At 55.7% G+C, this 26,138-nt stretch carries 19 protein-coding genes and 1 tRNA gene; 14 read left to right on the plus strand and 6 right to left on the minus strand.

Features of this window, described 5'->3' with window-relative positions:
• Nucleotides 1-121: 121 nt before the first annotated feature.
• The 3 genes from EPD59_RS08130 (at nt 122) to EPD59_RS08140 (ending at nt 1,468) form a co-directional block, all read left to right on the plus strand.
• Nucleotides 122-754, plus strand: coding sequence for an alpha/beta hydrolase (locus EPD59_RS08130; protein WP_133272347.1), 633 nt, complete (start codon nt 122-124; stop codon nt 752-754).
• Nucleotides 755-762: 8 nt separating this feature from the next.
• Entirely contained in the window at nt 763-1,017 is a 255-nt protein-coding gene (locus EPD59_RS08135; protein ID WP_133272348.1) for a hypothetical protein, read from the plus strand.
• 157 nt (nt 1,018-1,174) lie between these two features.
• A complete protein-coding gene (locus EPD59_RS08140) occupies nt 1,175-1,468 on the plus strand; it encodes a putative quinol monooxygenase (protein ID WP_133272349.1) in 294 nt (97 codons plus the stop codon).
• Between the two features lie 211 nt (nt 1,469-1,679).
• Here the strand turns inward: EPD59_RS08140 and EPD59_RS08145 are convergent, their stop codons facing one another.
• On the minus strand, nt 1,680-2,687 hold the full coding sequence (locus EPD59_RS08145; RefSeq protein WP_133272350.1) for a J domain-containing protein: 1,008 nt from the start codon (nt 2,685-2,687) through the stop codon (nt 1,680-1,682).
• 263 nt (nt 2,688-2,950) lie between these two features.
• Between EPD59_RS08145 and EPD59_RS08150 the strand changes: the two genes are divergently transcribed.
• Complete coding sequence (locus EPD59_RS08150; RefSeq protein ID WP_133272351.1) at nt 2,951-4,018, plus strand: DUF4932 domain-containing protein; 1,068 nt, start codon at nt 2,951-2,953, stop codon at nt 4,016-4,018.
• Between the two features lie 63 nt (nt 4,019-4,081).
• Here EPD59_RS08150 and EPD59_RS08155 read toward each other — a convergent pair whose 3' ends face one another.
• The gene (locus EPD59_RS08155; protein ID WP_133272352.1) at nt 4,082-4,999 is read right to left on the minus strand and encodes a histone deacetylase family protein; all 918 of its coding nucleotides are present in this window, start codon (nt 4,997-4,999) and stop codon (nt 4,082-4,084) included.
• 894 nt (nt 5,000-5,893) lie between these two features.
• On the opposite strand from EPD59_RS08155, the gene EPD59_RS08160 reads away from it, so the two are divergent.
• Nucleotides 5,894-7,174: a PcfJ domain-containing protein gene (locus EPD59_RS08160; RefSeq protein ID WP_133272353.1), complete on the plus strand. Its 1,281-nt coding sequence runs from the start codon at nt 5,894-5,896 to the stop codon at nt 7,172-7,174.
• Between the two features lie 67 nt (nt 7,175-7,241).
• The gene (locus EPD59_RS08165) at nt 7,242-8,762 is read left to right on the plus strand and encodes a TROVE domain-containing protein (protein WP_133272354.1); all 1,521 of its coding nucleotides are present in this window, start codon (nt 7,242-7,244) and stop codon (nt 8,760-8,762) included.
• A 538-nt stretch (nt 8,763-9,300) separates the two neighbouring features.
• On the opposite strand, the gene EPD59_RS08170 is transcribed toward EPD59_RS08165, so the two are convergent.
• Complete coding sequence (locus EPD59_RS08170) at nt 9,301-9,486, minus strand: hypothetical protein (RefSeq protein WP_133272355.1); 186 nt, start codon at nt 9,484-9,486, stop codon at nt 9,301-9,303.
• A gap of 128 nt (nt 9,487-9,614) precedes the next feature.
• On the opposite strand from EPD59_RS08170, the gene EPD59_RS08175 reads away from it, so the two are divergent.
• The 5 genes from EPD59_RS08175 to EPD59_RS08195 all read left to right on the plus strand — a co-directional run bounded on the left by EPD59_RS08175 (nt 9,615) and on the right by EPD59_RS08195 (nt 18,957).
• On the plus strand, nt 9,615-11,015 hold the full coding sequence (locus EPD59_RS08175; RefSeq protein WP_133272356.1) for an RtcB family protein: 1,401 nt from the start codon (nt 9,615-9,617) through the stop codon (nt 11,013-11,015).
• Between the two features lie 261 nt (nt 11,016-11,276).
• Complete coding sequence (locus EPD59_RS08180) at nt 11,277-12,713, plus strand: RtcB family protein (protein ID WP_133272357.1); 1,437 nt, start codon at nt 11,277-11,279, stop codon at nt 12,711-12,713.
• A 652-nt stretch (nt 12,714-13,365) separates the two neighbouring features.
• Nucleotides 13,366-14,181: an SDR family oxidoreductase gene (locus tag EPD59_RS08185; protein ID WP_133272358.1), complete on the plus strand. Its 816-nt coding sequence runs from the start codon at nt 13,366-13,368 to the stop codon at nt 14,179-14,181.
• Nucleotides 14,182-14,323: 142 nt separating this feature from the next.
• Entirely contained in the window at nt 14,324-16,948 is a 2,625-nt protein-coding gene (locus EPD59_RS08190; protein ID WP_133272359.1) for an MGH1-like glycoside hydrolase domain-containing protein, read from the plus strand.
• A 116-nt stretch (nt 16,949-17,064) separates the two neighbouring features.
• The gene (locus EPD59_RS08195) at nt 17,065-18,957 is read left to right on the plus strand and encodes a CocE/NonD family hydrolase (protein ID WP_133272360.1); all 1,893 of its coding nucleotides are present in this window, start codon (nt 17,065-17,067) and stop codon (nt 18,955-18,957) included.
• Here the strand turns inward: EPD59_RS08195 and EPD59_RS08200 are convergent, their stop codons facing one another.
• Nucleotides 18,958-19,503 carry an MOSC domain-containing protein gene (locus tag EPD59_RS08200; protein ID WP_133272361.1) on the minus strand — a complete coding sequence of 182 codons (546 nt, stop codon included), beginning with the start codon at nt 19,501-19,503 and terminating at the stop codon, nt 18,958-18,960. It abuts the gene before it with no gap.
• 186 nt (nt 19,504-19,689) lie between these two features.
• Here EPD59_RS08200 and cfa point away from each other — a divergent pair, with 186 nt between their 5' ends.
• The gene (gene cfa, locus EPD59_RS08205; RefSeq protein WP_133272362.1) at nt 19,690-20,811 is read left to right on the plus strand and encodes a cyclopropane fatty acyl phospholipid synthase; all 1,122 of its coding nucleotides are present in this window, start codon (nt 19,690-19,692) and stop codon (nt 20,809-20,811) included.
• Between the two features lie 104 nt (nt 20,812-20,915).
• On the opposite strand, the gene EPD59_RS08210 is transcribed toward cfa, so the two are convergent.
• Entirely contained in the window at nt 20,916-22,943 is a 2,028-nt protein-coding gene (locus EPD59_RS08210) for a DUF4394 domain-containing protein (protein ID WP_133272363.1), read from the minus strand.
• A gap of 514 nt (nt 22,944-23,457) precedes the next feature.
• On the opposite strand from EPD59_RS08210, the gene EPD59_RS08215 reads away from it, so the two are divergent.
• Both EPD59_RS08215 and EPD59_RS08220 read left to right on the plus strand, forming a co-directional pair.
• Nucleotides 23,458-24,126 (plus strand): Dps family protein, encoded by a 669-nt coding sequence (locus EPD59_RS08215; protein ID WP_133272364.1) that lies wholly within the window; start codon nt 23,458-23,460, stop codon nt 24,124-24,126.
• A gap of 208 nt (nt 24,127-24,334) precedes the next feature.
• A tRNA-Leu gene (locus EPD59_RS08220) sits at nt 24,335-24,417 on the plus strand.
• Between the two features lie 56 nt (nt 24,418-24,473).
• Here the strand turns inward: EPD59_RS08220 and EPD59_RS08225 are convergent.
• A complete protein-coding gene (locus EPD59_RS08225; protein WP_133272365.1) occupies nt 24,474-26,075 on the minus strand; it encodes an NFACT RNA binding domain-containing protein in 1,602 nt (533 codons plus the stop codon).
• Nucleotides 26,076-26,138 lie beyond the last annotated feature (63 nt).

The raw sequence follows: 26,138 nt of genomic DNA on the forward strand, positions 1-26,138 counted from the left end.
AGATAGATAGTCCTTTCCTAAGAACCTCAACCTTTGCCAGGCAGATGAGGGTTCGAATCAGTAAGTCTTTTTACCTGAACTCTCGTATTCGGCCGTACTTACTCCTGCTGATTTTCCTTGTATGCCTCCAACCGAGACGACCGCTCACCCTGCTAACATTCAGTATCCCTCGGTGCCGCCCGGCCTGAAACTGCTGCAACTGAAGTTTCGGGTACTATCGGCGCTATCTTCCGAGTGGGCTTTTAAGGCCGCCTGGGAGGTATTTACTACTCCGCGCCGTCTACCACTAAAGACTTGGGAGACGAAGGCGCTGGCCCATGCTACCCAGCATTGGGCTCAGGCGGAAAGTGGCCGAATTGCCTACTATGAGTGGAACGGGAGCGGCAGTCGCACGGTGCTGCTGGTGCATGGCTGGGAGCACCGGGCCAGCTTCTGGGGGCACATGGCCGACGGTCTGGCGAAAGCCGGCTTCCGGATCGTGGCTGTGGATGGACCGGCGCATGGCCTGTCGGACGGGAAGCGGGCTACCTTGGTGAGCTTTGCGGGAGCCGTGCAAGCCGTAGCCGATGCTATCGGACCAGTTCATGCCACGGTAGCACATTCCTTTGGGGCCGCGTGCACTGCGGGCGTGCCGGTGCGGTTCAATCAGGCCATTGGGGGGCAATTACCGCGGCTTGTTTTGATGAGTGCGCCCAGCAGTACCCGTAAGGTAGCCGCCCGCTTCGCCCATCTGCTGCATTTGCCCCCAGCGTAGTGCAGCGCATGGGGCGCTTCATTGAGGAGCAGTACGGCCGCAGTGCCGAAAGCTTCAGCCTACTCGAAACCGGTCGCCAATTGCCCGTGCAGCGCGCCCTGCTTCTCCACGACTACCTCGACCCCAACGTGCCCTTTGCCGAAGCTGAAGAAATTGCCAGTCACTGGCCCGCCTTGGAGTTTCGGCCTACTACCGGCTTGGGCCACAACCGCATCATGCGCGACCCTAACGTGATAAAGCAAGTAGTAGATTTTATTGCTTGATAGGTGTTAGGAAATAGTACGTGCTGGATTTTGAATTGGTATCTTAAACTGAATACTCACGAAGGAACTACAGTTTTGAGCTGAACAATACATAGTGTGTTAGACTTGACTACCCATTAGGTTACTCACTTCCATTTACCTCTAACACCCCAAGCGCATGGTCAACGTAGGACTGTTGGTGCGGCTCGAAGCCAAACCCGGAAAAGAACAAGCAGTAGCCGATTTTTTGCGCAGTGGGCTGCCGCTCGTGCAAGACGAGCCCGAAACCATTAACTGGTACGGTATCCAACTAGGGCCGTCAACTTTCGGTATTTTCGACACTTTCCCCGACGAGGCTGGTCGCAAAGCCCATCTTGGCGGCAAAGTTGCCGAAGCTCTCATGGCTAATGCTGGGGAATTACTGGCTACTGACCCAGTCATCGAAATGGTTGATATTCTCGCCTCTAAGTAAATCCTGATAGTAGTTCAGGTTAATCAATAAGTAGAAAAGCCCCTAGACATTAACACTGACGTCTGGGGGGCTTTTTCTGGCTGTCATGCAGAGCCCAGCGAAGCATCTCGCGTGTTTGACATCAGTAATCCAGCGTCAGCAAGCGAGATGCTTCGCTGGGCTCTGCATGACGGTTATTTAGTTGCTAAGCTCCTTCAATAGTTTAAGCTTCTTAAACCGTTTCCTGGCCTTCAGCTGCTAGTCCACGCAGCACTTCGCGCAAGCCTTCGGGCTCTTGAATTAAGCGAGCTACGTGCTGCACGTATTCAGCCTCAGCACGTAAGTAGCGCTTCAGTTGGCGCAGTTCGGCTTCCTGCTTCTTGCCAGTCCCGCTAAGCACTTTAGACGGCCCGTATTTCAACTCGTTCAATTGCTGCTTTAGCTCGATTTGCTGCTGGCGGAGCGCCTGAGTGTAGCGCGTAAGAACGTCGTCATCGGCGTGGTCGGTGGGGGCGGATTCGGATAGAAGCTGAAGCAGCGTGTACAGGTCGTTAGCCTCGTAGGCTTCCGTGATGCGCTGCATGAGCGCGGTTTTCTGCTGCTGCGCGTCGGGATTGCGCTCTAAGTCGGGGTGATGGGTGCGGGCGAGCTGGCGGTAGAGCGTTTTGGTATTGGATAACAGGCGTTGCTCCTCCTCGCGAGCGGCTTTTTCAGCGGCTTCTTGGGCTTTCTGGGCTTTAGTTTTGCGTCGGGCGCGGGCCTGCTCGGCTGCTTGTTCGTGCGGTGGCAGCGAAGAATCGAAGCTGGCGTTGGCGTCTGCAGAATCGGAGGCAGCACTTCGCGCCTTGCCTGACTGGCGCTGGGGGGCATATTTCAGCAATATATCCGCCGCATCTTCCCCAAACCGCTCCTGCAAAGCGCGGGCATTCCCCACAATTACGCCCGTAATCTGCTGCTCCTCGGCCCGACTGAAAAAGTGAAGCAACAGAGCGTTTTCCAGCGGGGCAAACAACGTCTGCCGCGCTTCCACCACCGCCCGGGCCGCTGGCCCTACCTGTTGCCAATAGCGGCGCCGGGCGTCGGCCTGCTCCGCCTGCAAGTCGCGCAGGCGTTGGCGCAAGCCTTCTACCTGTTGTACTGCCTCCCGAAATGCCTGTTGAGCAGGATTAATAGCTGTATCCGTTGCCGGAATGGGGTAAGAAGTAGCGGCCGGAAGATCGGAGGGGGCGGAAGTATTCATGGGACAGCAAAGGTAGCGATGACCATTGCGTTATATGTTCGAGCGCACCTTTACCTACACTTTTGAGTGTCAAGAGTGTGACCCGATGATAGAAAGCCCAGGCTTGGCGCAAACCACGAGTAGTTTTATGAGTAGTGTTGACTCATTATGTACTGGTGGGTATTTTCGGCTGACTCCCTTACATTCTTATCCAACTGCCTCTTACTGCTGCGTCCGTGTTTCCGCAAAACAATCGAGTTTTACTTTGTTGTCTACTAGCCCTTATGCTGCTAGACTTCCAGCCCTCGCTCCGGGCGCAAGGACAGGCCATCACGGTGAAAACAGACCTTGGAGTAGAGCTGGTGAATGCCCTTATGGTGCAGCTTTCCCCGGAATTTATAAAGGACTCAGTCGCCGACCCGCACCTGTTTCGTAGTACCCGGCTGATGCGCGAAAGCTACACCCACTTTGCGCCATTTCGCACTCACGTCGCTGTGCGCCGTACCCAATGGCTGGCCGACAAAATCGGTACCGGCGTCTACTTACTACCCTTATTCTATCAGGGATTTCCGCGCCCTCGACGGCACACGCCCATCTCGACGCCGTTGCTCGAAGCTATTCACGCGAATCCAGACTCGGCAGTACGCATAGCTGATGCTTATATGCGTTTAGTGGGGCGATTTTATCAGGACTCCCACTTCGCGCAATTTCAGCGTGCCAACCAAGCTGTGTACGAGGTGGCCATCTCGGAAGTGAAGCGCAACCTTCCTTCTCCAACCTTTATACCGACCATGGAGCGTTATTATGGCGCCCAAAAGGCAGCGTATTGTATTATCGTCAATCCATTTTTCAAGTCACAGTGGGGCATGGCTTGGGAAGTAGCAGGTGCCAATGGTCCGGTTGCTACCCAAATTGCGGCGCCTTTCGGCGAGCAGCTGCGCGTACGCGGAAACTTGTTAAAAGCTGGGTTTGACAACGCCGAAGAAGTGCGCAACCTGTCGGTGCATGAGTTCGGCCACACGTTTGTCAATACCTTAACTGCCCAGCCAGCCTTCGCGGCGGGTATTAAAGCGCAAAGCGCCTTGTTTCAACCCATTCCAGGGCATGGACAATACAGCGACTGGGAGACGTCATTCAACGAGCATCTGGTACGAGCCGGAGAGGTTCGCCTGGCGCTGGCACTTGGCCGGAGCGACGTCAGCGAGAAGCTCCGAGTAGACTACGCGGCTTGGATGTATCTGCCGTTTTTTGAGCAGCAGCTCCGGCGCTATGAAGCGGACCGGCAGCGCTATCCTACCTTAGAATCGTTTTTGCCAGACTTAATTAGTGCCTTACCCACGCTCAATCGATAGTTAGTTCAATTGTCACTCAACTGGCCATTATCTACTTATATCTGCGTGAGAAGAGGAAGGCGCTCAAAGACTTACCGAGTCACTCCATACTTCATATGCCACCCGAAACGTATTGCAGTGCGCATCCACGATGTCGCTGATCCGCTCGGAGTAGCCGCCGCCCATACTCACGGCCACGGGCAGGTTCTTCTCTCGACAAAGCCCCAACACGAACTCATCCCGCTGGCGGCAGCCCTCCTTCGTTAGAGCCAGCTTGCCGAGCTTATCCGTCGCCAGCACATCAACGCCCGCTTGAAAAAACACGAAATCAGGCTGCACTTCGGTGAGCAGACGGGGTAACGTAGCGGTTAGCTGCTGAAGGTATTCCGTATCAGATGTGCCCAGCGCGAACTCCACATCCAGGTCCGACTTCTCCTTGCGAAGCGGATAATTGGCCCCCGCGTGCATGGAAAAGGTGAATACCCGCGGCTCGTGCTGAAATATGCTGGCCGTACCGTCGCCCTGGTGCACGTCCAGATCCACCACCAATACTTGCTTGGCTAACCCGTGATGCAGCAAGTGCGCGGCGGCAATAGCAATGTCATTAAGCACACAAAAACCCTCACCCCGGTCGGCAAAGGCGTGGTGGGTGCCGCCCGCCAAATTAAGCGCCACGCCGTCAGTTAGGGCCCGCTGCGCCGACTGTAGCGTGCCGGCGCTGCTGCTCAACGAGCGGCGTACGAGCTGTTCACTTTGGGGCAAACCCAGGCGGCGCACCTCAGCAGGGGAGAGGCGTTGGTCGCGCACTTTGTGCCAGTACTCTTGGGTGTGCACGCGCAGGATATCCTCCTCGGCGCACAGGCCAGGGTCGTAAAAGTCGGTCTGGGGGGCAATTCCTTGCCACAGCAGCTGCTCCCGAATCAGCTCATATTTGGCAATCGGAAACCGATGACCGGGGGGCAAATCCAGCGTGTAGCGTTCGGAAGTAGCGAGGCAGGGCATGTAGCAGGGAAAGGGCCGAAACGTACGGCTAGCTACTCGTTACAACGCTAGGCAAAAGAGATTGTTCACATGCTTCGTTTACAAAAGCAAGCATAAAATTTATTTATAAATAGTATAAATTATAAAGTCGTAAATAATAAAAAATGCAGTAGCTTGATTTAAACGCTACTTTTAATAATTGTTGAAAAATAATTTAAAAAAAATATTCAATAACTATTGACTTTAATTGAATAACCTTTCTACCTTTGACTCGTTCAAAACACCACACATAACAATCCACTTCTTTTACCTGTCATGCGCCGCCATATTAATAAGCTAGATATGCCAAGTTTCTCACTGACCCAACGGGATCAGTTCGGGTTCGGCGCGTACGCAGATAGGTGAAATTCTAACGATAGAATTACCCCAAGCAAAACGCCCGAATCCAGCCAGATTCGGGCGTTTTGCTTTCTTATTAGGTTCTAACTTCCTTACTATCATGTTGTCACGACGCCCAACCCAGCCCAGCTTCTTGCCGCTCTCCAGCGTTGTTGCTCCGTGCCGGCGCGACAACAATTATCGAACAAGAAGCACTAGTCATCCAGACCGAAAACGGAAAGGCTAACCCCAAACTACTCCTTGCGGTAGAGCGATAAATTCGGATTTAATTTAATTAATCGACTTTGATTAGCTGCTTGAAAAAAGCAGCATGAAAAATTATTGTCTATAATTTCAGTGATAAAATAAATGCGATAGGTATTTATTTCGAGGTAAATAAAATCAGTCATTAACCTTTTTTGCAAAACATATCATGTACGAAAGCTTCAGAATTCTGCTCAGTGTGTCCGCCTTCGGGCCTACTTCTTCATCTGATTTTTTAATCGGTAAAATCCCTCGTGCAGGGAATCCTCCCCGATGTCCAACCGTAATAAAACCGTATCCCGCCAAGCGCTGGATACCCAACAAGCCCTAGAAGCTTTATCGCGGCACGCTGATCGGCGCAAGTGGTCGGCTAGGCAGCAAATAGACTTTCTCTTTTCTTGTGCTACTATCCAGGAGTTGCACGCCCAAGTTTCGGCCGATTCGCCTTTGGCGCTACGCTACCAACACTGGGTAATGGGCCGCAACGCTACGGACCGGCACCGCACCCGCCAAGCCTTGCTGACCTTGGCCGATAAGCGCACCGTTCTGCTGGAGCGCCCGGAAATGGTGCCGGCCCTGAGCGTACTAACCACTTACTACTTAAGCCGGCAGCGCGACCTGGCCGACTGGCAACCCCGGACGCGCAACGTGTATCGGCAACTGGAAAGCTTGGTGCGCCACCTCTTCGATGGCTACGGCGACGTACCCGGCTGGGTGCTGGAATCCTGGGCCACGGGCGAGCTAACCTGCGGCGGCGTCAATTTGGCCGAGCTGACCATTCATTTGGGCAACGGTCGGTCGTTGCGCAGCTTCTCTGGTCAGCCCCGGTCCATCACCAAAAAGCTGGAGCACGCCATGCGCCAGGCGCCGGCGGGCTGCACCTATATCGAAGCCTTACGCTATGCTCAGTTGGCGTGTCGGGGCGCGCTGGAGTGGATCGGGCCGGTGCTGCAAACCGCCTGGAGCCGCACGGTAGGTCCCGATGACGACTTCTGGCTGGATCTGGTCGACCTTTTTGCCACTACACCCATGGTCGACCCGCAGCAGTTCGGGCCGGTGTGCGACTGGATTCATCACAAGCGCACCGTGGGCATCGGCGACGAGCCGCCCCAGCCGGGTTTTTCCCTGAAAGGCCGCTCCATGGCTAGTCTGCTGGCGCAAACGGAGCAGTGGCACCGAAGCCTGGGCCTGCTGCGGCGTCACGCTGGGCACCTGCTCTCGGCTACCTGGAACCCGCTGCCAGTGAGTGACTTCACCAGTGGCGACGACCAGCGGGTGGTCATTACCCAACTGCGCACCTACGGGCAGTTGGTGGATGAGGGCAACGCCTTGCGACACTGCGTGGCTTCCTATCTGCAATCCTGCCAGAAAGGGCGTTGCAGCATCTTTTCGCTGAGGCTGGATGGTGCCCGTGCCATCACGCTGGAAGTGCAGCACAACCGCACTATTGTGCAGGCAAAGGGCCGCTACAACCGCGCTCTGGCCGATAATGAGCGGTTTTGGGTGACGCGCTGGGCTACTGAAGCTCAACTCACGCTCTCCAAGCATTTGTAAAACCAGCTTCTACAGCAATACCAAATCCAGAACACAAACACCACCCCACCCAAAAAAGCCCCCCATTATGCGCTTCAACCTTACTCTTCGCAAAGCTACTACTACCAACCACGAGGGCGCTGCGGCCTTCGCTCTCACTCCCCAGTTGGAGTTGTACGCCGCCGTAGCCACTGCCGCCCTCAGCGACCAGTTCTACGAAACCGCCGACACCCGCTTGCTCCGCTTGCGCGAGTTGGTGGCCCGCAACGACCCCGAGTTTGTGGCCCGCTTGGCGGTATATGCCCGCGAGCAGCTGTACTTGCGCACCGTACCCTTGGTGCTCACCGTGGAGCTGGCCCGCCTGCACCGCGGCGACAACCTGGTAAGCCGCTTGGTGGCCCGAGTGGTACAGCGCGCCGACGAAATCACGGAGTTGCTGGCCTTCTACGCCCAAGCCAACGAGCGCGACGGGGTGAAAACCCTCAACCGCCTCTCCAAGCAGCTCCAGAAAGGGTTAGCCCTGGCCTTCAACCGCTTCGACGGCTACCAGCTGGCCAAGTACGACCGCGCCGGTCGGGTGCGCCTCCGCGACGCATTGTTTCTGGTGCACCCCACGCCCCGAAATGCGGAGCAGCAAGTCTTGTTCGACCAGCTCGTGCAGGGTACGCTGCCCACGCCTTACACTTGGGAAACCGAGTTGTCGGCCTTGGGGCAGCAGCGCTTTGCTTCGGCATCGGAGCGTAAGGATGCCTTCTGCTCGGCTTGGGAAACGTTAGTTGGAAGTGGCAAGTTGGGCTATATGGCCTTGCTGCGCAACCTGCGCAACATCCTAGAAGCCGACGTGTCGGCGGAGGTGGTGGAGCAGGTGTGTGCCCGCCTTACCGACCAAGTGGCGGTGGCGCGCTCCAAGCAGTTGCCCTTCCGCTTCCTGGCCGCCTACCGCGAGGTCCTGACCGTACAGTCGGGCTACGTGGCGGTGGTGTTGGAAGCGCTGGAAACGGCTATTGCCCACAGCGCGGCCAACCTGCGCGGCTTCGACGCCGGTACCCGCGTACTGGTGGCCTGCGACGTGTCGGGCTCGATGCAGCAACCCATATCAGCGCGCAGCAAAGTGTTGCTCTACGACGTGGGCCTGGTGCTCGCCATGTTGTTGCAGAGCCGTTGCAGCCATGTAACCACCGGCATGTTCGGTGATACGTGGAAGCGCATCAGCCTGCCCCGCGGCCGGGTGTTGCAAAACGTGCAGGAGTTCTACCGCCGCGAAGGCGAGGTAGGCTACAGCACCAACGGCTACTTGGTTGTCCAAGACTTGGTGCAGCGCCGCGAAGTGGTGGACAAGGTGATGCTTTTTACCGACGCCCAACTCTGGAACAGCACCGGTGACGGTAACACGCTGGCCCGAGCCTGGAGCGACTACCGCCGCACCGTAGCACCCAACGCTCGTCTGTACCTGTTCGACTTGGCTGGCCACGGCACAACTCCCCTGGAGGTGCGCGCCGACCACGGCGTCGCCCTGATTGCGGGTTGGTCGGATAAGGTGTTCGACGTGCTGCAAGCCCTGGAAAACGGCGAGTCGGCCCTGGCTGAAATAGAGAAAATTGATTTGTAAACCTGAGTACCGAGAGGGGAGAAGTGCGCTGGCCACGGCCACAAAGTGCACGCTTGAAATCTCCCTTCTCACTCTCAGATCAACCCTTAAACCCAACAGTCGGGGGCCTAAATGCACAGCCAAACGGGCTGGGCCTGCTCCCGACTATTTGGAAACCAACCTATAGGCAAGGTGCCGTAGATGGGCGTTACTTCGTCGGTGAATCAGGCGGCCTTCGGGCTACCTGTTAGGGTTCGAATCCCGCTGGGGGCTTTTTGTCGCCCAGACACGCCTACCGCTGTTGCCCTTGCTGCTAGGGTTGGTTGATATATCCCGCCGGGTGTCGTCGGGTAGCATTTCTTCGGGTCGCGGGTTCGATTCCTGCCTTTCGCCTACCGCTCCAGGCGGCGAAAGTAGCTCAGTTGGTAGAGCAGAATGGCTTCGGCCGTGCTTCCCATTTTTTACCCCGTTTGGTATACATAAAAGTACCTCGTTGGGTGCCGTAGCCTAGCCTTACTTCGATTCAGATTCGCCGGGTCGGGGGTTCGATTCCCTCTCGTCAGCCTTCGGGCTGGCGGTAGCTCAGTTGGTTAGAGCAGGTCAGTTGGCTGGGCGCCTTGTTGCCCCAATGAGTAACCGAGCCGGAAGCGGTGTCATCGGGTAGTATTCCTTCGTTCTGAAAATACGCAATCGGACTGCCCACTTTTTTACCCGTTTTCGTGCCTCGGTAAATTGGCAATTTCATCTAGTCGGATGCCGTACGTCCGCGTTCCTTCGACCTGTCACGTCGGGTGTTACGCAAGTACCCCACAGACGCGGACGGTCTGTTGCTCCGGCTTTGCCAAACCTTTTTCACTCAATAAAAAAACTCTCATGGCTCAACAATTACGCGGCAACGACCTCCGTCAACTCGGCTTTCCCGAGGGCCGCGCCATCGGTCTCGCGCTAGCGCAATTGCAGCGCAAGCATCTCAAACGACTCTCGCTTACCGCTCAGCTCACGCTCTTACAGCAAATTCTGACCTCTCCCATGGACTTTGTTACGCACCTCGATTGGAGCCACGTGGCAGCCGCGTTGCTCCCACCACCTTCGCGCCATATCGAATTGGTGGCGCGCAAACCCTACGCCCTCTATGGGGCCGAACACATTGAAGCCGGCGCCCTGCACCAAATGGACACGGCCATGAAATTGCCTGTGACGGTAGCGGGTGCCCTCATGCCCGACGCCCACCACGGCTACGGCCTGCCCATTGGCGGCGTGCTGGCCACCGACAACGCCGTCATTCCTTACGCCGTGGGCGTAGACATTGGCTGCCGGATGGCGCTATCGGTCTTCAATTTGCCTCCCAAGCACCTCACCCAGCGGGTGCAGGAGTTGCAAAAACTGCTCTTGGACAACACCCGTTTCGGCAACCGGACTGGCTTTCAGCACGGCAAGAAAATGGGCCACGAGGTACTAGACCGGGACGAGTTTCGCGACATTCCGTTTCTGCGCAACAAGCAGGCAACTGCCGCCGAGCAAATCGGGACATCGGGCTCTGGCAACCACTTCGTCGAATTCGGCATCGTAGATATCACAGATCCGACGAACGAGATGGGCGTTCCGGTAGGTCAGTATGTGGGTTTGTTGTCGCACTCCGGCTCGCGGGGCCTGGGCGCGGGCGTGGCCAACCACTACACCAAGTTGGCCATGGAAAACTGCCAGCTGCCCTCTGAAGCCAAGCACTTAGCCTGGCTTTCCCTCGACGGGGAATTGGGGCAGGAATACTGGGCGGCCATGAACTTGGCGGGCGCGTACGCCTCGGCCTGCCACGAGCACATTCACCAGCGGATGGCGAAAGCCCTGGGCGAGCGGCCCTTGGCGAAAGTGGAAAACCACCACAACTTCGCCTGGCGTGAAAAGCTAGCCGACAGCCGAGAAGTGATTGTGCACCGCAAGGGCGCCACGCCCGCCGGCAAAGGCGTGCTCGGCATCATCCCCGGCTCGATGACGGCACCTGGCTTTATCGTGCGCGGCCGGGGCGTGGCTGATTCCCTGGGTTCGGCCTCGCACGGGGCCGGTCGCCTCATGTCCCGCACGCGGGCCAAGCAGGAGCTAAGCGAGTCGGCGGTGCGCCAGCACCTCACCGACCACGGCGTGGTGCTGCAAGGCGGCGGCCTCGACGAAGCGCCCATGGCCTACAAGGACATCCACGCCGTGATGCAAAGCCAGCAAGAGCTAGTAGATGTGCTCGGCTCCTTTACACCGAAAATCGTGCGCATGGACGGTGCGTAGAGGATGTAAAAAGCCCCCGGAATTTTCTGGGGGCTTTTTTTATGTGAGTAAGAAGCAAACAGACCGTCATGCCGAACGGAGTGAAGCATCTCGCTCACGCATTTAGATTAGTAATCTTATGACCGCGAGCGAGATGCTTCATTCCGTTCGGCATGACGGTCTTACGAGCATTACATCTTTTCAACCTCCCAATCTAAGCTCAACCATAACCTATAAGCGCCGATCAGCGCTACAACCGAGAACCACCCACCTCTCGGCATTATGGCCAAAGCGACCAACAAACTCCACAGCAAGGACCTGCGCCAGATCGGCTTTACCAACGACCAGCACATCAGCCTCGCCCTCGATATTCTCGACCAACGTGAGCTACGCCGACTCGATAAGGGCAGCGCGCAAGCCTTGCTACAGGAAATAAAAAACGACCCGTTCAAGTACCTACGCGACGAAAACTGGCGGCCTCTCGCTGAGCAGCTTGTGCCCCAGCCGTCGCGCGATGTGGCCCTCAATCCAGAAATTAAAGACTACCGCCGCTACGGCGAGGCTTTTATTGAAGATGGCGCCCGCAAGCAAATGGACACTGCCATGCAGTTGCCCGTCACAATTGACGGGGCGCTCATGCCTGATGCGCACCAGGGCTACGGCCTGCCCATCGGCGGCGTGTTGGCGGTCGATAACGCGGTGATTCCCTACGGTGTGGGAATGGATATAGGTTGCCGCATGGCGCTGTCCATCTTCGACATGCCAGCTAGCTACTTGAACAAGCACAGCCAGGATTTGCGCAAGCTGCTGCTGGAGCACACCAAGTTTGGCAACAAAGAAGTGTTCAAGAAACCCTTCACCGACGACCCCATTTTCGAGCGGCCGGAGTTTCGCGAAATCGGGGTGGTGCGGCAAAAGCGCGATTCGGCAATTTCTCAGATGGGTAGCTCCGGCTCGGGCAACCACTTTGTGGAATTTGGGCTAGTAGATATTACCGATCCGAATAATGAAATGGGCGTGCCCATTGGGCAGTACGTCGGCTTACTGTCGCACAGCGGCTCGCGAGGATTAGGAGCAGCCGTGGCCCAGCATTTCACCAAAGTAGCCATGGAAAAATGCCCCCTGCCGCCGCAGGCGCGGCATTTGGCGTGGTTGTCTTTGGATTCGCAGGAAGGGCAAGAGTACTGGCGCGCCATGAATCTAGCGGGTGACTACGCCTCGGCCTGCCACCACGATATTCACCGCCGACTCAGCAAAGCCTTAGGTAATAAACCGCTGGCCCAAGTAGAAAACCACCACAACTTCGCCTGGCGCGAAAAGCTGCCCGATGGCCGTGAAGCCATTGTACACCGCAAGGGAGCCACGCCCGCTGGCAAAGGCGTGCTCGGCGTGATTCCGGGCTCGATGACCGCGCCCGGCTTCATCGTGCGGGGCCGCGGCGAACGGGACTCGCTCCAATCGGCTTCCCATGGCGCCGGGCGCCGCCTCAGTCGCACCCAGGCCAAAGCGCAGATAGGAGAGGGCGACATGCGCCGCCAACTGCGCGACCACGGCATAGAGCTAATCGGCGGCGGCCTCGACGAAGCGCCCGCCGCCTACAAAGACATCCACCAGGTAATGGCCCACCAGCGCGACTTGGTAGATGTGCTGGGCACGTTCACGCCTAAAGTAGTACGTATGGATGCGGGCGGCGGTAGAGGGAAAGGGCGAGGGGAGTAGCTGGGGGGCTTTTTTGAATAGAAAGCCAGTGCGCTATCAGTATTGACGCCGATGGAATATGCTCTCATCAATATGATCCGGGCCTCGACCACTTCTTCCTATAGGCGTCTTCTGCCTTTTTCTGTTCGACTTTAAAAATGTCAACCTTATATTTAGCTAGGATGACACTGTCCATGAATTGGTTATAGCAAATCAAAGTCATTTCATCTTCATCAAGAGAACACCCTAGTGAGCGAACAAGCATACCATACTTCTTCCTTAGCGTATCCGGATCAACTGTCGCTCCACCAATGCCCCAAAAGTAATAGCCAATTATACCTCCTTTAATATCGGCCTTAGCTCGGGCTATACCCTTATGGCAAGGTCTTTCTTCCTGCGTGGCAGTTACTTTAGTCTCCGTAGTCCTGCCAGCTGGAGTGCTTGGATGGTGATCATTACAGGACCACATGAAAGCTATGCTCAAAAGCAGGACTGAATTTCTATTAATCAGCATAAGGAGAAAACATTTACCACAAGGTAGGCCTATTCAGCACTCATCAGCTCCTCCGTAGCAACCCCCAACCCAAAAATCGAGTACGGCAGAACTTCGCTTTGTGCGGCCAGCTTTGCGCGTAGCCGTATAAGTATCATTTTGCCAAACCTACATACCGCTATGGCTTCAGCTTCTACAAAACGCTTACACAAGCAAATTGCGCTGGTTACGGGAGGGAGTTCAGGAATTGGAACAGGCGTAGCGGTGGCCCTGGCCGAAGCGGGCGCAACCGTGGTGGTCAACTACCATAGTGATGCTGAAGAGGCGGAGCAGGTAGTGGCCCACATCAAGGAAAAAGGCGGCAAGGCCATTGCCATCAAGGCCGATGTGAGCAAGGAAGACCAGGTGCAGGCGATGTTTCGGCAGACGATTGAGCAGTTTGGAACCCTGCATATTCTGGTGGCCAACTCCGGTATCCAGCAGGATGCAACGCTGGTCAACATGACCCTGGAGCAATGGCAGAGGGTTATTGACGTGAACCTAACGGGTCAGTTTCTGTGCGCTCGTGAGGCGGCGCGGGAGTTTATCCGGCGCGGCGTGAAGGAAGATATATCTAGGGCCGCCGGCAAGATTATCTGCATGAGCTCGGTACACGAAACCATTCCGTGGGCGGGCCACGTCAATTACGCCGCTTCAAAGGGCGGGCTGATGCTGCTCATGAAAAGTATGGCCCAAGAGCTGGCACCGCACAAAATACGGGTGAACAGCATTGCGCCGGGCGCTATTAAAACGCCCATCAACAACGAGGCTTGGGAAACGCCCGAAGCGGCTCGCAAACTGCTGGAGTTGATTCCCTACGGGCGCATTGGGGAGGTGGAGGATATCGGGCGGGTGGCCGCGTGGCTGGCCTCCGACGAAGCCGATTATGTCCACGGCACCACTATCTACGTGGATGGTGGCATGACCTTGTATCCGGGCTTTGCCGACAACGGGTAGGAAGGTAAAACGCGGTAGCTGACCGAAAAAGGCCGACATTGTAACCGCCAGGTCCTGCTAAAATGAACCGCTAGAGCTTGCGTTTTGCCATGCCCAACACTACTTTTTAGCCGGGCAAACAGGCCCGTGCTTCAACACACTTATGACGCAAGAACACCTACGCTTAGCTGAATCAAACGCTCAAAATACCGTCTGGAAGAAGTTTGGACCTTACCTCACCGAACGGCAATGGGGTACCGTGCGCGAAGACTACAGCGCCAACGGCAACGCTTGGGAGTATATCACCCACGAGCTGGCTCGCAGCTATGCCTACCGTTGGGGTGAGGAAGGGCTGGGGGGCATTTCTGACCACCGACAGCGCCTGTGCTTCTCGGTGGCGCTCTGGAATGGGGCCGACCGTATTCTAAAAGAGCGCCTGTTTGGCCTGACCAACGGACAGGGTAACCACGGCGAGGACGTAAAGGAGTATTACTACTACCTCGACAGCACGCCCACGCACTCCTACATGAAGATGCTGTATAAGTATCCACAGCAGAAATTCCCGTACGAGCTGTTGGTAGAAGAAAACGCCAAGCGCACCCGCGACCAGCCTGAGTATGAGCTGGATGAGACCGGTATCTTCGACGACAACCGGTATTTCGATGTGTATGTGGAGTATGCTAAGGCGGGCATCAATGACATTCTGATTCAGATAACGGTGCACAACCGGGGGGCAAATATGGCCCCCATTATGGTGTTGCCGCAGGTGTGGTTTCGCAATACTTGGGCTTGGGGCCACGACGACTATCGGCCGACGATGAGCACGCCCGCGCCCGGCGTGGTGCAGACCGACCACAAGGTGATGGGGCGCTACCAGTTGTATTGCGACCAGAATCCGCCGCTGCTTTTCTGTGATAACGACACCAACGGCGACAAGCTGTATGGTCTGTCGGCGGAGGGTTTATTCTTCAAGGATGGCATCAACGATTATGTCGTTAATGGAAAACTGGATGCCATAAACCCGGCTCATACCGGCACCAAAGCCGCTGCTCAGTACACGCTGCACGTACCGGCTGGCGGCTCCCAAACGGTGTGCCTGCGCCTGAGCCAAGCCGAGCTGGAATCTCCGTTCGCTGATTTCGCCGACATTTTTACGGCCCGCCAGCAGGAATCCGATGAATTTTACGCCCGCATTCAGGAGAAGGTAAAAGACCCGGATGCGCGCAATATTCAGCGTCAGGCCTTTGCGGGAATGCTCTGGAGCAAGCAGTTCTACTACTATGACATGGCCCAGTGGATCGACGGCGACCCGAACATGCTGGCTCCGCCCAACCAACGCCGCACCGGCCGCAACAGCAACTGGCGCCACCTGTATAACGACGACATCATCTCGATGCCCGACAAGTGGGAATACCCGTGGTACGCGGCCTGGGACCTCGCTTTTCACTGTCTACCCTTAGCCATGGTAGATGCGCAGTTTGCCAAGCACCAGCTACGCCTGCTCACCCGCGACTGGTACATGCACCCTAACGGCCAGCTGCCGGCCTACGAGTGGAACCTGAGCGACGTGAACCCACCCGTGCACGCCTGGGCCACCTGGCGCGTGTATCAGATGGATAAAGAACAGAATAACGGCAAGGGTGATACGCACTTCCTGGAGTCGGTATTCCATAAGCTCACCCTCAACTTTACCTGGTGGGTAAACCACAAAGACAAAAGCAACCGCAATATTTTCGAGGGGGGCTTTTTGGGGCTGGATAACATCGGGGTGTTCGACCGCTCGGCCCCGCTGCCGACGGGTGGCACCATCGAGCAGTCGGATGGCACCAGCTGGATGGCCATGTACGCGCTTAATCTTATGCGCATTGCCCTGGAGCTGGCCCAAACCAACCCCGTGTACCAGGATATTGCCAGCAAGTTCTTTGAGCATTTCCTCTACATTGTGGAGGCCATGACCCGAAGCGGCGACGGTGCATTCAACCTGTGGGACGAGGAGGACGAGTTCTACTACGACGTGCTGCACACCCCCGATAATGTACGCACCAAGCTCAAAGTGCGCTCCATTGTGGGCCTGATTCCGTTGTTTGCAGTGGAAGTGCTCGACGACGAACTGCTGGCGGCCATGCCCGATTTTACCCGCCGCCTGCGCTGGATGCTGGACAATCGGCCCCAGCTGGCGGAGCTGGTGTCGCGGTGGCTGGAGCCCGGCAAAGGCGACCGACACTTACTGTCGTTGCTCCGTAGTCATCGGCTCAAATGTCTGCTGCGGCGCATGCTGGATGAGGCCGAATTCCTGTCGGAGTTTGGGGTACGAGCCATGTCGCGCTATCACCTCGCAAAGCCGTATGTGTACCCTACACCGGAAGCGGAGTTTACCGTGGGCTATGTGCCCGGCGAAGCGGAGTCGAGCATGTTTGGGGGCAACTCCAACTGGCGCGGGCCTATCTGGTTTCCGATTAACTACTTGATTATTGAGTCGTTGGAGAAGTTTTACACCTACTACGGCGACTCTCTGAAAGTAGAATACCCCACGGGCTCGGGTGAGCTGCGCAACCTCCGCGATATTGCCGCCGCCCTATCGGAGCGCCTGACGAAGCTTTTCCTGAAAGACGAAAACGGCCGCCGTCCCGCCTTTGGCAACTCTGAGCTGCTCCAAACCGACCCGCACTTCACGGATAATCTGCTCTTCCACGAATATTTCCACGGCGACGACGGTCATGGCCTGGGTGCCAATCACCAAACCGGCTGGACTGGCTTGGTGGTACGCCTGCTTCAGCCGCAGTCGTAAGGTGTATTAGGTGTGTAGGGGGTAGTAGCCGCTCATATGAAGTAAGGCTAGTCGGCTGTTGCGCATTTTATTTCCTAGTATTGAAACCGCGTTCCTCTGTTTCACCTGCCCCTAAGATGCTCCGTTTCAGTACTGCTGCTTTTTGCTTCGCTAGTGTTATTCTGCTGACTGCTCCCACGGCGCAGGCGCAGCAAAATGCCCCCCAGGATTCCATCTTTGTGCGTCAGAACTACCGCAAGCTCGACCGCCTTATTCCGATGCGCGATGGAGTGAAATTGTACACGGTCATCTACGTGCCCACCGACGCGACGAAGAAAAATCGGTACCCGTTTCTGCTGGAGCGCACGCCGTATTCGGCCGCACCGTACGGCGAAACAAACTACCCCACTACCGGCCCTGGCACAAGCCGGGCACTGTCGCAGGAGAAATACATTTTCGTGTATCAGGATGTACGCGGACGCTACAAAAGTGAGGGTCAGTTTGAGGAGGTGACGCCCAACGTGCCCGGCAACAAAACCAAGCAAACGGACGAAAGCTCTGATACTTACGACACCATTGAGTGGCTGCTCGAGAATGTGCCCAACAACAACGGTAAGGCCGGTATTACGGGCATTTCGTACCCCGGTTTCTACGCCACGGCCGCTCTCCCCGACGCTCATCCGGCCCTGAAAGCCGTGTCGCCCCAGGCCCCGGTGACAGATGAGTTTATCGGCGACGACGCCCGCCACAACGGCGCGTTTTTTCTGCTCGATAACTTCTCATTTACCAATTATTTCGACGCGCCGCGTACCGGTCCGTTAGAGGAATACAAGCCGTTATTCACTTTCCGACCGAAAGATGCATACCAGTTTTTCCTCGATTTAGGACCGATCAAAAACGCCAATGCGCCGCAGTATTTTAACAACAAAGCCAAGATCTGGAATGAGTATCAGGAGCACGATACGTACGATGCGTACTGGCAGGCACGCAACATCCGAACGGCACTGAAAAATGTAAAGCCCGCCGTTCTGGTTGTGGGGGGCTTTTTTGACGCAGAAGATTTGTTTGGCGCGCTCAATACCTACAAAGCCATTGAGCAGCAAAACCCCCGCAATAACAGCCGCCTAGTGATGGGCCCTTGGACCCACGGCGCGTGGTCGCGAGCAGATTGGAGCCAGTTTGGGCCGCTGAATTTCGGTAGCAACACAGCCAAGTATTTTCAGGAAGACATTGAGGTGAAGTTTTTCAACTCCTACCTCAAAGACAAAGGCAACTTCACCCAGGCCGAAGCCACCATATTTAACACCGGCACCAACGAGTGGAAGACGTTTGAGCAGTGGCCACCGGCCGCTACCCAAGCCCAAACGCTGTTCTTCCAACCTAATGGCGGGCTTACATTCTCGGCCGCTGCTGCCGCGGAAAGCTTCGCCGAATACGTCAGTGACCCTGGCAAGCCAGTGCCCTACACCGATGGTATTTTTGCCCGTCGCAACAACGAATACATGATCGAGGATCAGCGCTTTGCGGCCCGCCGCCCCGATGTGTTGGTCTTCCAAACCGCCCCCCTCACCGAGGATCTTACGCTGGCCGGCCCCCTTACTGCCGACCTGTTCGTGACTACCACTGGCACCGATGCCGACTTTGTAGTCAAGCTCATCGACGTGCTCCCCGACACGGCCCGCAATCCTTCCCCCAATCCCAAAAACCTTCAGATGGCTGGCTATCAGCGCCTAGTGCGCGCGGAGGTAATCAGGGGACGTTTTCGTAATAGCTTTGAAAAACCGGAGCCGTTTCAACCGGGTCAGGTGGCAGAAGTGAAATATGAGTTGCCCGGTGTGCTGCACACCTTCAAAAAAGGTCATCGCCTGATGGTACAGGTGCAAAGCTCCTGGTTTCCGCTCGTCGACCGCAACCCGCAGACCTTCGTGGACATTGACAAGGCCGAGGACAAAGACTTTGTGAAAGCGACGCTGCGCTTGTACCACGATGCCCAACACCCATCGGGCCTACGGGTGATGAAGCAGCCGTAACTAAGCGCCGGTAGCGCCGGTTGGCAAGGTCGATTCCAGTACGCTGACCACATCGCCCACCCGAATTTGCCCCCCACGGATGATGCGGGCCGTAAGACCGCCATGGCCGCGCATGGCGTTGTAGCCGCCGGGGCCCAGCTCTTCTTCCATGCGGGAGCAGGGGTGGCACTCACCGGTTATTTCTAGAATAACCTCGTCGCCCAACTGCACCTGACGGTTTTTCAGCGCCAGCAGATTCAGGCCGCTGATGGCCAAGTTGCGCCGCAAGCGGCCGGGCTCTACGGGGCCATCGAGCCCCAAAAAGCCCCCCACGGCCGCTAAGTGCTCCTGTTGGATAAGTGTAACCTGGCGTTTGCCGCCGGGCTTGGGGCGGGCGTGGTCGCCGCGCAGGTGAGCGTCCGTCAGTACTTCCACTTCGGGCAGTGATACAAGCGGCTCGCGCCGCACCGGCCGAATACCAATCCACTCGATGCGACCGGTTTGGGGCAAGGTGGACAGCAGGCGGGCAATAGTCGATTTGTCGTCGCCGAAGAAGGGAAAAGCCATGTGAGAATAGAGATGGAAAGAGAAAGGAGAGCGTGAAGTTACTGCTTGCGGGTTTCGCAAAAACGAAGGGACCACTGGTTCAGCTTCTTTTTCGAGTGAATAAGGCTGGCTAATGTATTTTACTATTGCAATACTTAATTTAATTATTCCCTTATTGTAAGAGCAGCTGATATATACGATGTACGCATGCAGGCACAGCAATTACAGCAAAACGTAGCCCGAATTCTGGCTCCGGCGGGCATACAGGTGAATGGTTCTCAGCCTTGGGATCTGCAAATTCACAACGACCGGTTTTACCAGCGGGTACTTAGTCAGGGGACGTTGGGGCTGGGCGAGTCGTACATGGATGGGTGGTGGGATTGTGAGCAGATAGATGCGTTTGTCTTTCGGGCACTGCGCGCTGATCTGTACAAAACCGCTCGCCTGGGCTGGAAAAGTATCTTGGAAGTGCTGCTCACGCAGATATTCAACAGACAGGCCAAAGGAAAAGCCGCCCGCAACGCGCAGCGCCACTACGATATCGGCAATAATCTGTACGAGCGGATGCTGGACAAGCGCCTGACGTATAGCTGCGGCTATTGGAAGAATGCCAACAACCTCGATCAGGCGCAGGAAAACAAGCTGGACCTGATTTGCCGCAAACTGTACCTCCAGCCCGGCCAGCGGGTGCTCGACATCGGCTGTGGCTGGGGCAGCTTCGCCAAGTTTGCCGCCGAACGCTACGGGGTAGAAGTGGTGGGCGTGACGGTAGCCCGCGAGCAGGTAAAGCTAGCGCAGGAGCTGTGCAAAGGCCTACCCATCGAAATACGACTCCAAGACTACCGGGACGTGCGCGAGAAGTTCGACCATGTGGTATCGGTAGGCATGGCCGAACACGTAGGCCACCGCAACTACCGAACCTACATGCGCACGGCAGCCAACTGCCTCAAGGACGATGGCCTGTTTCTGCTGCACACCATTGGTATGGCCTATTCTCGCACTTCCGCCGATCCGTTTACGAATAAGTATATTTTTCCCAACTGCCTGTTACCTTCCATTAAACAGCTAGGAGGGGCAATGGAGCACCTTTTCGTACTCGAAGACTGCCATAACTTCAGCGTGTATTATGATAACACGCTGATGGCTTGGTTTCAGAATTTTGACCGCAACTGGGAGCAGCTACGCCCTGAATACGGTGACCGGTTCTATCGGATGTGGAAGTATTATTTGCTGTCCAGCGCCGCGTCTTTCCGGGCGCGCCACAACCAGCTCTGGCAAATGGTGCTTTCCAAGCGGGGTTTGCTGGGAGGCTACGAATCGGTGCGGTAAGGCTGACAAGTATAGAAAAAGCCCCCCAGACGACTGCCGTAAGTACAAAAAAACCGCTGACAGTGTTGTCAGCGGTTTTTTAGCGAAAATGATAACGACGTTTACTAGCGCACCATCAGACGCTTCGTTACGACACCTTCGGGCGTAGAAAGCTGAAGCATGTAGATGCCTTTCGCCACGTTGGTGAGCGAGAGACGCTGGGTAGCGCCGTCGCGGGCGGAGAGAGTACGACGTATTACGGGCTGACCTAAGGCATTAACCAATGTAGCCTCTACCGACTGCTTAATTAGAGCGGCTGGCATATTGATGGAAACCTCACCAGTAGCTGGGTTTGGATACACATCTACCTGTGCGCTCACTTTTTCTGAAGCCTTATTGCTGGATAGTACCGTGCCCGAAATCAGAGCGGATACGCCCGTGATAGGCATGCCAGCGCCAATGACTTCTACCAGTGTTGCAGCACCGCTCGTCAGGTTGACGGTATAAAGACTTGCGTTGGTGGTTGTGCCAGGGCTAGCCACCAAGAAGGCTTTGTTCTGGGAGGCAGCTGCAGCAGCCGGATCGAAATAAATGTCAAAATCAACGCCGGCAGCTGGGTTTACTGTCATGCCAGAACTGCCTACCGATGCGAACGTACCAGAATTTGGCGCGTCCTGGCGCACAAGCTGATTGTTGGCCGCATTGTAGTTGTAAAGAATAGTAGCGGCAGGTGCAGTACCTGGGCCACTATTGGTATAAGCCGCCGATGATATAGCGCCACCAGCCGGATTCAGGTTGGTATCGGTGGCAGTTATAGTTCCATCAACAGGGTTAAGGCGGTAGTTGGCATTGTTGGAGCTTACTACCCGGATGCGGTCAACGGTAGGGTTGAAGTCGAATCCGACGCGAGCCGCAGCATCACCAAGCTCTAAGCGTTGGGCAGCACCAACAGCCGTTAGAGCGGCCGTACCTGGATTTACAGTATAAAGCTGGGCGTTTGCGGTAGGCGCAGCAGCCGTGGCATTATAGCCTAATGCGAATAGCTCGCCGGTAGCAGGCCGGAAATCAAGTCCTACCAGAGTTTGCCCAGCAGCTAAGTTGGTAATAGACGTTGAAGTACGGATAATTCGGGGGGCATTTGAGTCAAAAGAAATCAAGTTGCTCCCGGTCAGCGCGAACATCAATTGGCCCGCGAGGGCAATGGGTGGCGACACTGGATCGACGGCGAACGTTGCGAACGTCAGGTTATTGATTGGTAAACCCGTGCCAATAACGCCTTTTGATGTAGCTGCTCCCGAGCCAACGTTTAACTCATACAGCTGCGTGCTCGTGCCGGTACCAGGAGCACCAGACATCAGAACATAGTTTTCGCCGGTTCTGATAGAGTTAATGTCCATGCTTACCCCAATCGCAGGGTTGAATGTAAGGCCCGTAGCCGGCCCGGCAGCAGTAATTAAGCCCGTATTCGGAGAGGTCTGAATGAATAGCTGCCCGAGCGCATCATCAAATACATACAGCGTGGTGCTGCCCGTACCAATAAAGTTGTTGGTGTAAGCCGCCGCGCCAATAGATGGGGTACCAGGGTTCAGGCTGCCATCAGGCTGGGTACCAGCCGCAACAGGGTCACCGTCTACAACGGTGCCATTGATAGGGTTGAGGCGATAGTTCGCTCTGTTCGTGCTTACTACCCGAATCCGGTCCACCACTGGATTGAAGTCGAACCCGATGCGGTCAGTGGCAGCACCGAGTGCCAGCGTCATAGCGGCAGTACCAACGGGCGTCGCAACGCCCGTGGTCGGATTGATGACATACAAACGAGCGTTATCGGCTGTGAGGGTAGCATTATAGCCCAACCCGAACAATTGGCCTGTGCTCGGACGAGCGTCCATGCCCACTAATACTTGGCCAGCAGTCATGCCGGTAATGGCAACTGTAGAGCGTAGAACAGTAGGGGCTGCTTCGTCGAAGGATAATAAGTTGGTAGTGGTGCCCACTACCTGCGTGGCATACATAAGCTGCCCGGTCAGGGGAGGGAGCGTTTGGGCCGTTGCTGGCGCCATAGCGCTAAGGCATAAACCGAGCGTAGCCCCTACTAACCAAGGAGCACGACGAGCAGCTTTACCGAAGGAAGGGGAGAGTATGGGTAATTGCATTCGACTAAGGGGTTTGAAAATGGAAAGTATACTACCGTTTAAGCTATCTGAAACGCGATGAGGGTCTACAAAGCTAAACTTTTATATAGTTTTTGTTACGTGGAAAATATGGGAAATGGATTGATAAATCCACATATATTTTCATTAGACGTATTTTATCGAAAAAACCGTGATTTTAACAACCAGTGGCTGCTTATATCGTAAACGACTTGTTTTGGCGCTCAGCAAAATTCTGAGTTAGGGGGGCTTTTTTAGCATTTTGCTGCTATTGGTTGCCTTCTGCATAGGCATCGGCTATGGTTGCCAGAGTGCACTGCTACGAGCTGGTTGAGTGAGGCATGGGGAGGGAGAGGTATTCGCGCGCTTGTTTTACGTAAAGTCGACAGTAAATTAACAAGATCGCGCTAACCTGCGGGGCAAGCCTGCGTATTGACATCAGGATGGAAATGGACTGCTGAATTAGTGTTCAAGCACTTGTATCTGTTTCCTTTTTGTTTTCAAATCTCACCTCTCTATGGCAACCAAAACCACTGATAAGAAGCCAGCCGCTACAAAAAAAACCGCAGCGGCAGCACCAAAAAAATCGAACGGCACAGCTGTTAATCAGGGCAAGATTCAACCTGGTAATGTGGAGCAGCCAATTGTAAATCAGCGTGCGGCTGCCATCCAAAAGTTTGGCGTTGTATCGCCTCGTATGCCGGTAGGGCTGGACGAGAAAGTGCGTCAGCAAAGCGTTGATATGCTTAACCAACTGCTAGTAGATACGATTACCATTCGTGACCTGTATAAAAAACACCACTGGCAGGTAGTAGGGCCTACTTTCTATCAGTTGCACTTGCTTTACGATAAGCATTATGAGGAGCAAAGCGTATTGGTAGACGCCATTGCCGAGCGTATTCAGCTTCTGGGGGGCGTAAGTCTAGCCATGGCCGCTGATATTGCTGAAACGACCCATATTCCGCGGCCGCCCCGCGACCGGGAAGAAGCACCGGTGCAGGTATCACGCTTGCTCGAAGCCCACGAAATTATTCTGAAAGAGTGCCACGAGTATGCCAAGAAGGCGGACGAATCGGGTGATGACGGTACTAACGATTTGATTGTTAGTCAGCTGATTCGGACCAATGAACTGCAAACTTGGTTTGTATCCGAACACGTAGTTGATACGCCGCTGGCTCGTTCGTAGTCCGCGCTCAATGAACGTAAGTTGATGATAATGAATGCTTGTTGCTTCGAAAAAAAGCCCCCAACAATTCTAGTGCGCCTTCAATAGTGAAAAAATACCGTTGGGCATTTGCGTAGGGCGTTACGAGTACCTACTTTTGTGCCCACTTCGCCGCCTCAGCGAAGCAGGAAACCTAGGTTTTCGGAGTAAAGCGTTTTCTCAGCCTACTGCGCACGTGGTGAAACTGGTAGACACGCCATCTTGAGGGGGTGGTGCCCTCCGGGTGTGGGAGTTCGAATCTCCCCGCGCGCACAAACAAAAAAGCCCGACCGTAAGTGGTCGGGCTTTTTTGTTGCCCAAGTCAGAAGCTAGTAGCTGTGGGGCAGCGAGTTACCGAACCCGCAACTATTTGCCCCCACGCGTTCAAAAGGGTTAGCGGGCACCACCAACACTACTTTTTCCCGCTCTACCAGTACCTGGCCGGGCAAAGCGCCTTTGGGCTTGCGCACAAACTTTTTGGGCGTGACGGTAACCGGACAAAGCGAGTCGTGCTGACGGCGCGAGTACCAAGCTGCCAGTTGAGCCGCGCGCTCCACTACCGTGGCTGGCACCACATGGCCCGCCCGGTGGCGAATAACCACATGAGAGCCAGTTACGTCCTTGGCGTGCAGCCAAAGGTCTTCTTTGTGGGCATAGCGCTGAGTGAGCAGATCGTTGTTGGCTGCATTGCGTCCTACCAGAATAGTAAAGCCTTCATCCTCAAATACCTTAAACGGCAGCTCAGTAGCAGCCTTTGCTTTGGTTTCGGGTTGTAAGTCGTGCGTCTTGCGCCACGCGCGTAGCGTGCGCAAGTCCAAAATGCCCCCTAGTTCCTCCAGCCGCTCTAAGCACCAGAACGCGTCGAACTCCCGGCGTTCTACCCGCTCTTGTAACTGCCGCGTTTCAATTTGCTGGTTTTTGGCTTTGCGGTAGAGATTCTGGGCCGTACGCTGGGGCGTTTCGGTAGACTTGAGCTTAATGATTCGGGGCTGATTATCCTGATAAAAATCCACGACTTCTACCTGTGCGGCGCCGGCCGGAATTTGAGTGAGATGAGCCATAATAAGATCGGCGGTCTGGCGGTAGCTGGCACCGTGCTCCAGCGCATGCAGGCGGGCCCTGGCTTGGCTGGCGCTGCTGGTTGCCTCTTCAGCCCGGCGCTCCAATTGCTGCCTTACCTGTCGCGACTCCGTTTCGTATGCCCGCCGACCCAAAAACATGGGGACAAACGTGCGCAACGCGGTAACTGGGTCGGGCGGTAGGGTCTGCTCAATCTCACCTAAGGGTAGCAAGCTCAGGCGGGTGCGGCCCTCCAGGTGAATAATATAGAACTGCTGCGGGTTTTCCAGAAGCGCCACAATCTCCTGGACTCTCAGCTCCTTATCGGGTTCTGATGCCGAATCGTAACCATGCGCCCGTAAGTAGCGGGGGGGCAAATCGCCAAGCGCCGGATAGCTTTTCAGCGGGTCAGTTGATGGGCGGGCCGAGTCAGCAGTAGGTGATAGGGGCGCTAAGTCGGCGTCGGTGGTGTAACGCTGGTGAAACAGCTGGGCGGGCGCATCGGGAGCCGGGCGGAAGATGGCATTTGGCCGCGGGCCGTAGAGCTTGAAAAGTAGGGAAGCGCCATCAGTAAAGCGCAACGTAAGCACCCGGTCGTGGGGGAAAACGTCGGCCCCCGCCACGGTGCGGCCCAGTAAATCCGGTAGCAGATCAACAGAATTGGTACGGGTACGATGAAAGCTGGTTGGGAGCGCTAAAACCGGGAAAGAAGCGGTTAGCTGAGCTTTAAGCCAAAACTCGGTGCTACCATTCGTCAGGCCAATAACTAACTCATCTTTTTCCTGAGAAAAGCAGGCCGCCACCTGGTAGCCCGAAAGCTGCGCAGTAAGAGCAGGAGCGAGTTGGCGCAGGAAATAGTAATTGTTGTGCACAGATGACGATGATACTCCCGAAAAAGGAGGTGTAAGTAGTAAAGCACCCCGTTCTATGCGGTG

Origin of the sequence: Hymenobacter radiodurans, from assembly GCF_004355185.1 — a bacterium.
GTDB lineage: Bacteria > Bacteroidota > Bacteroidia > Cytophagales > Hymenobacteraceae > Hymenobacter > Hymenobacter radiodurans.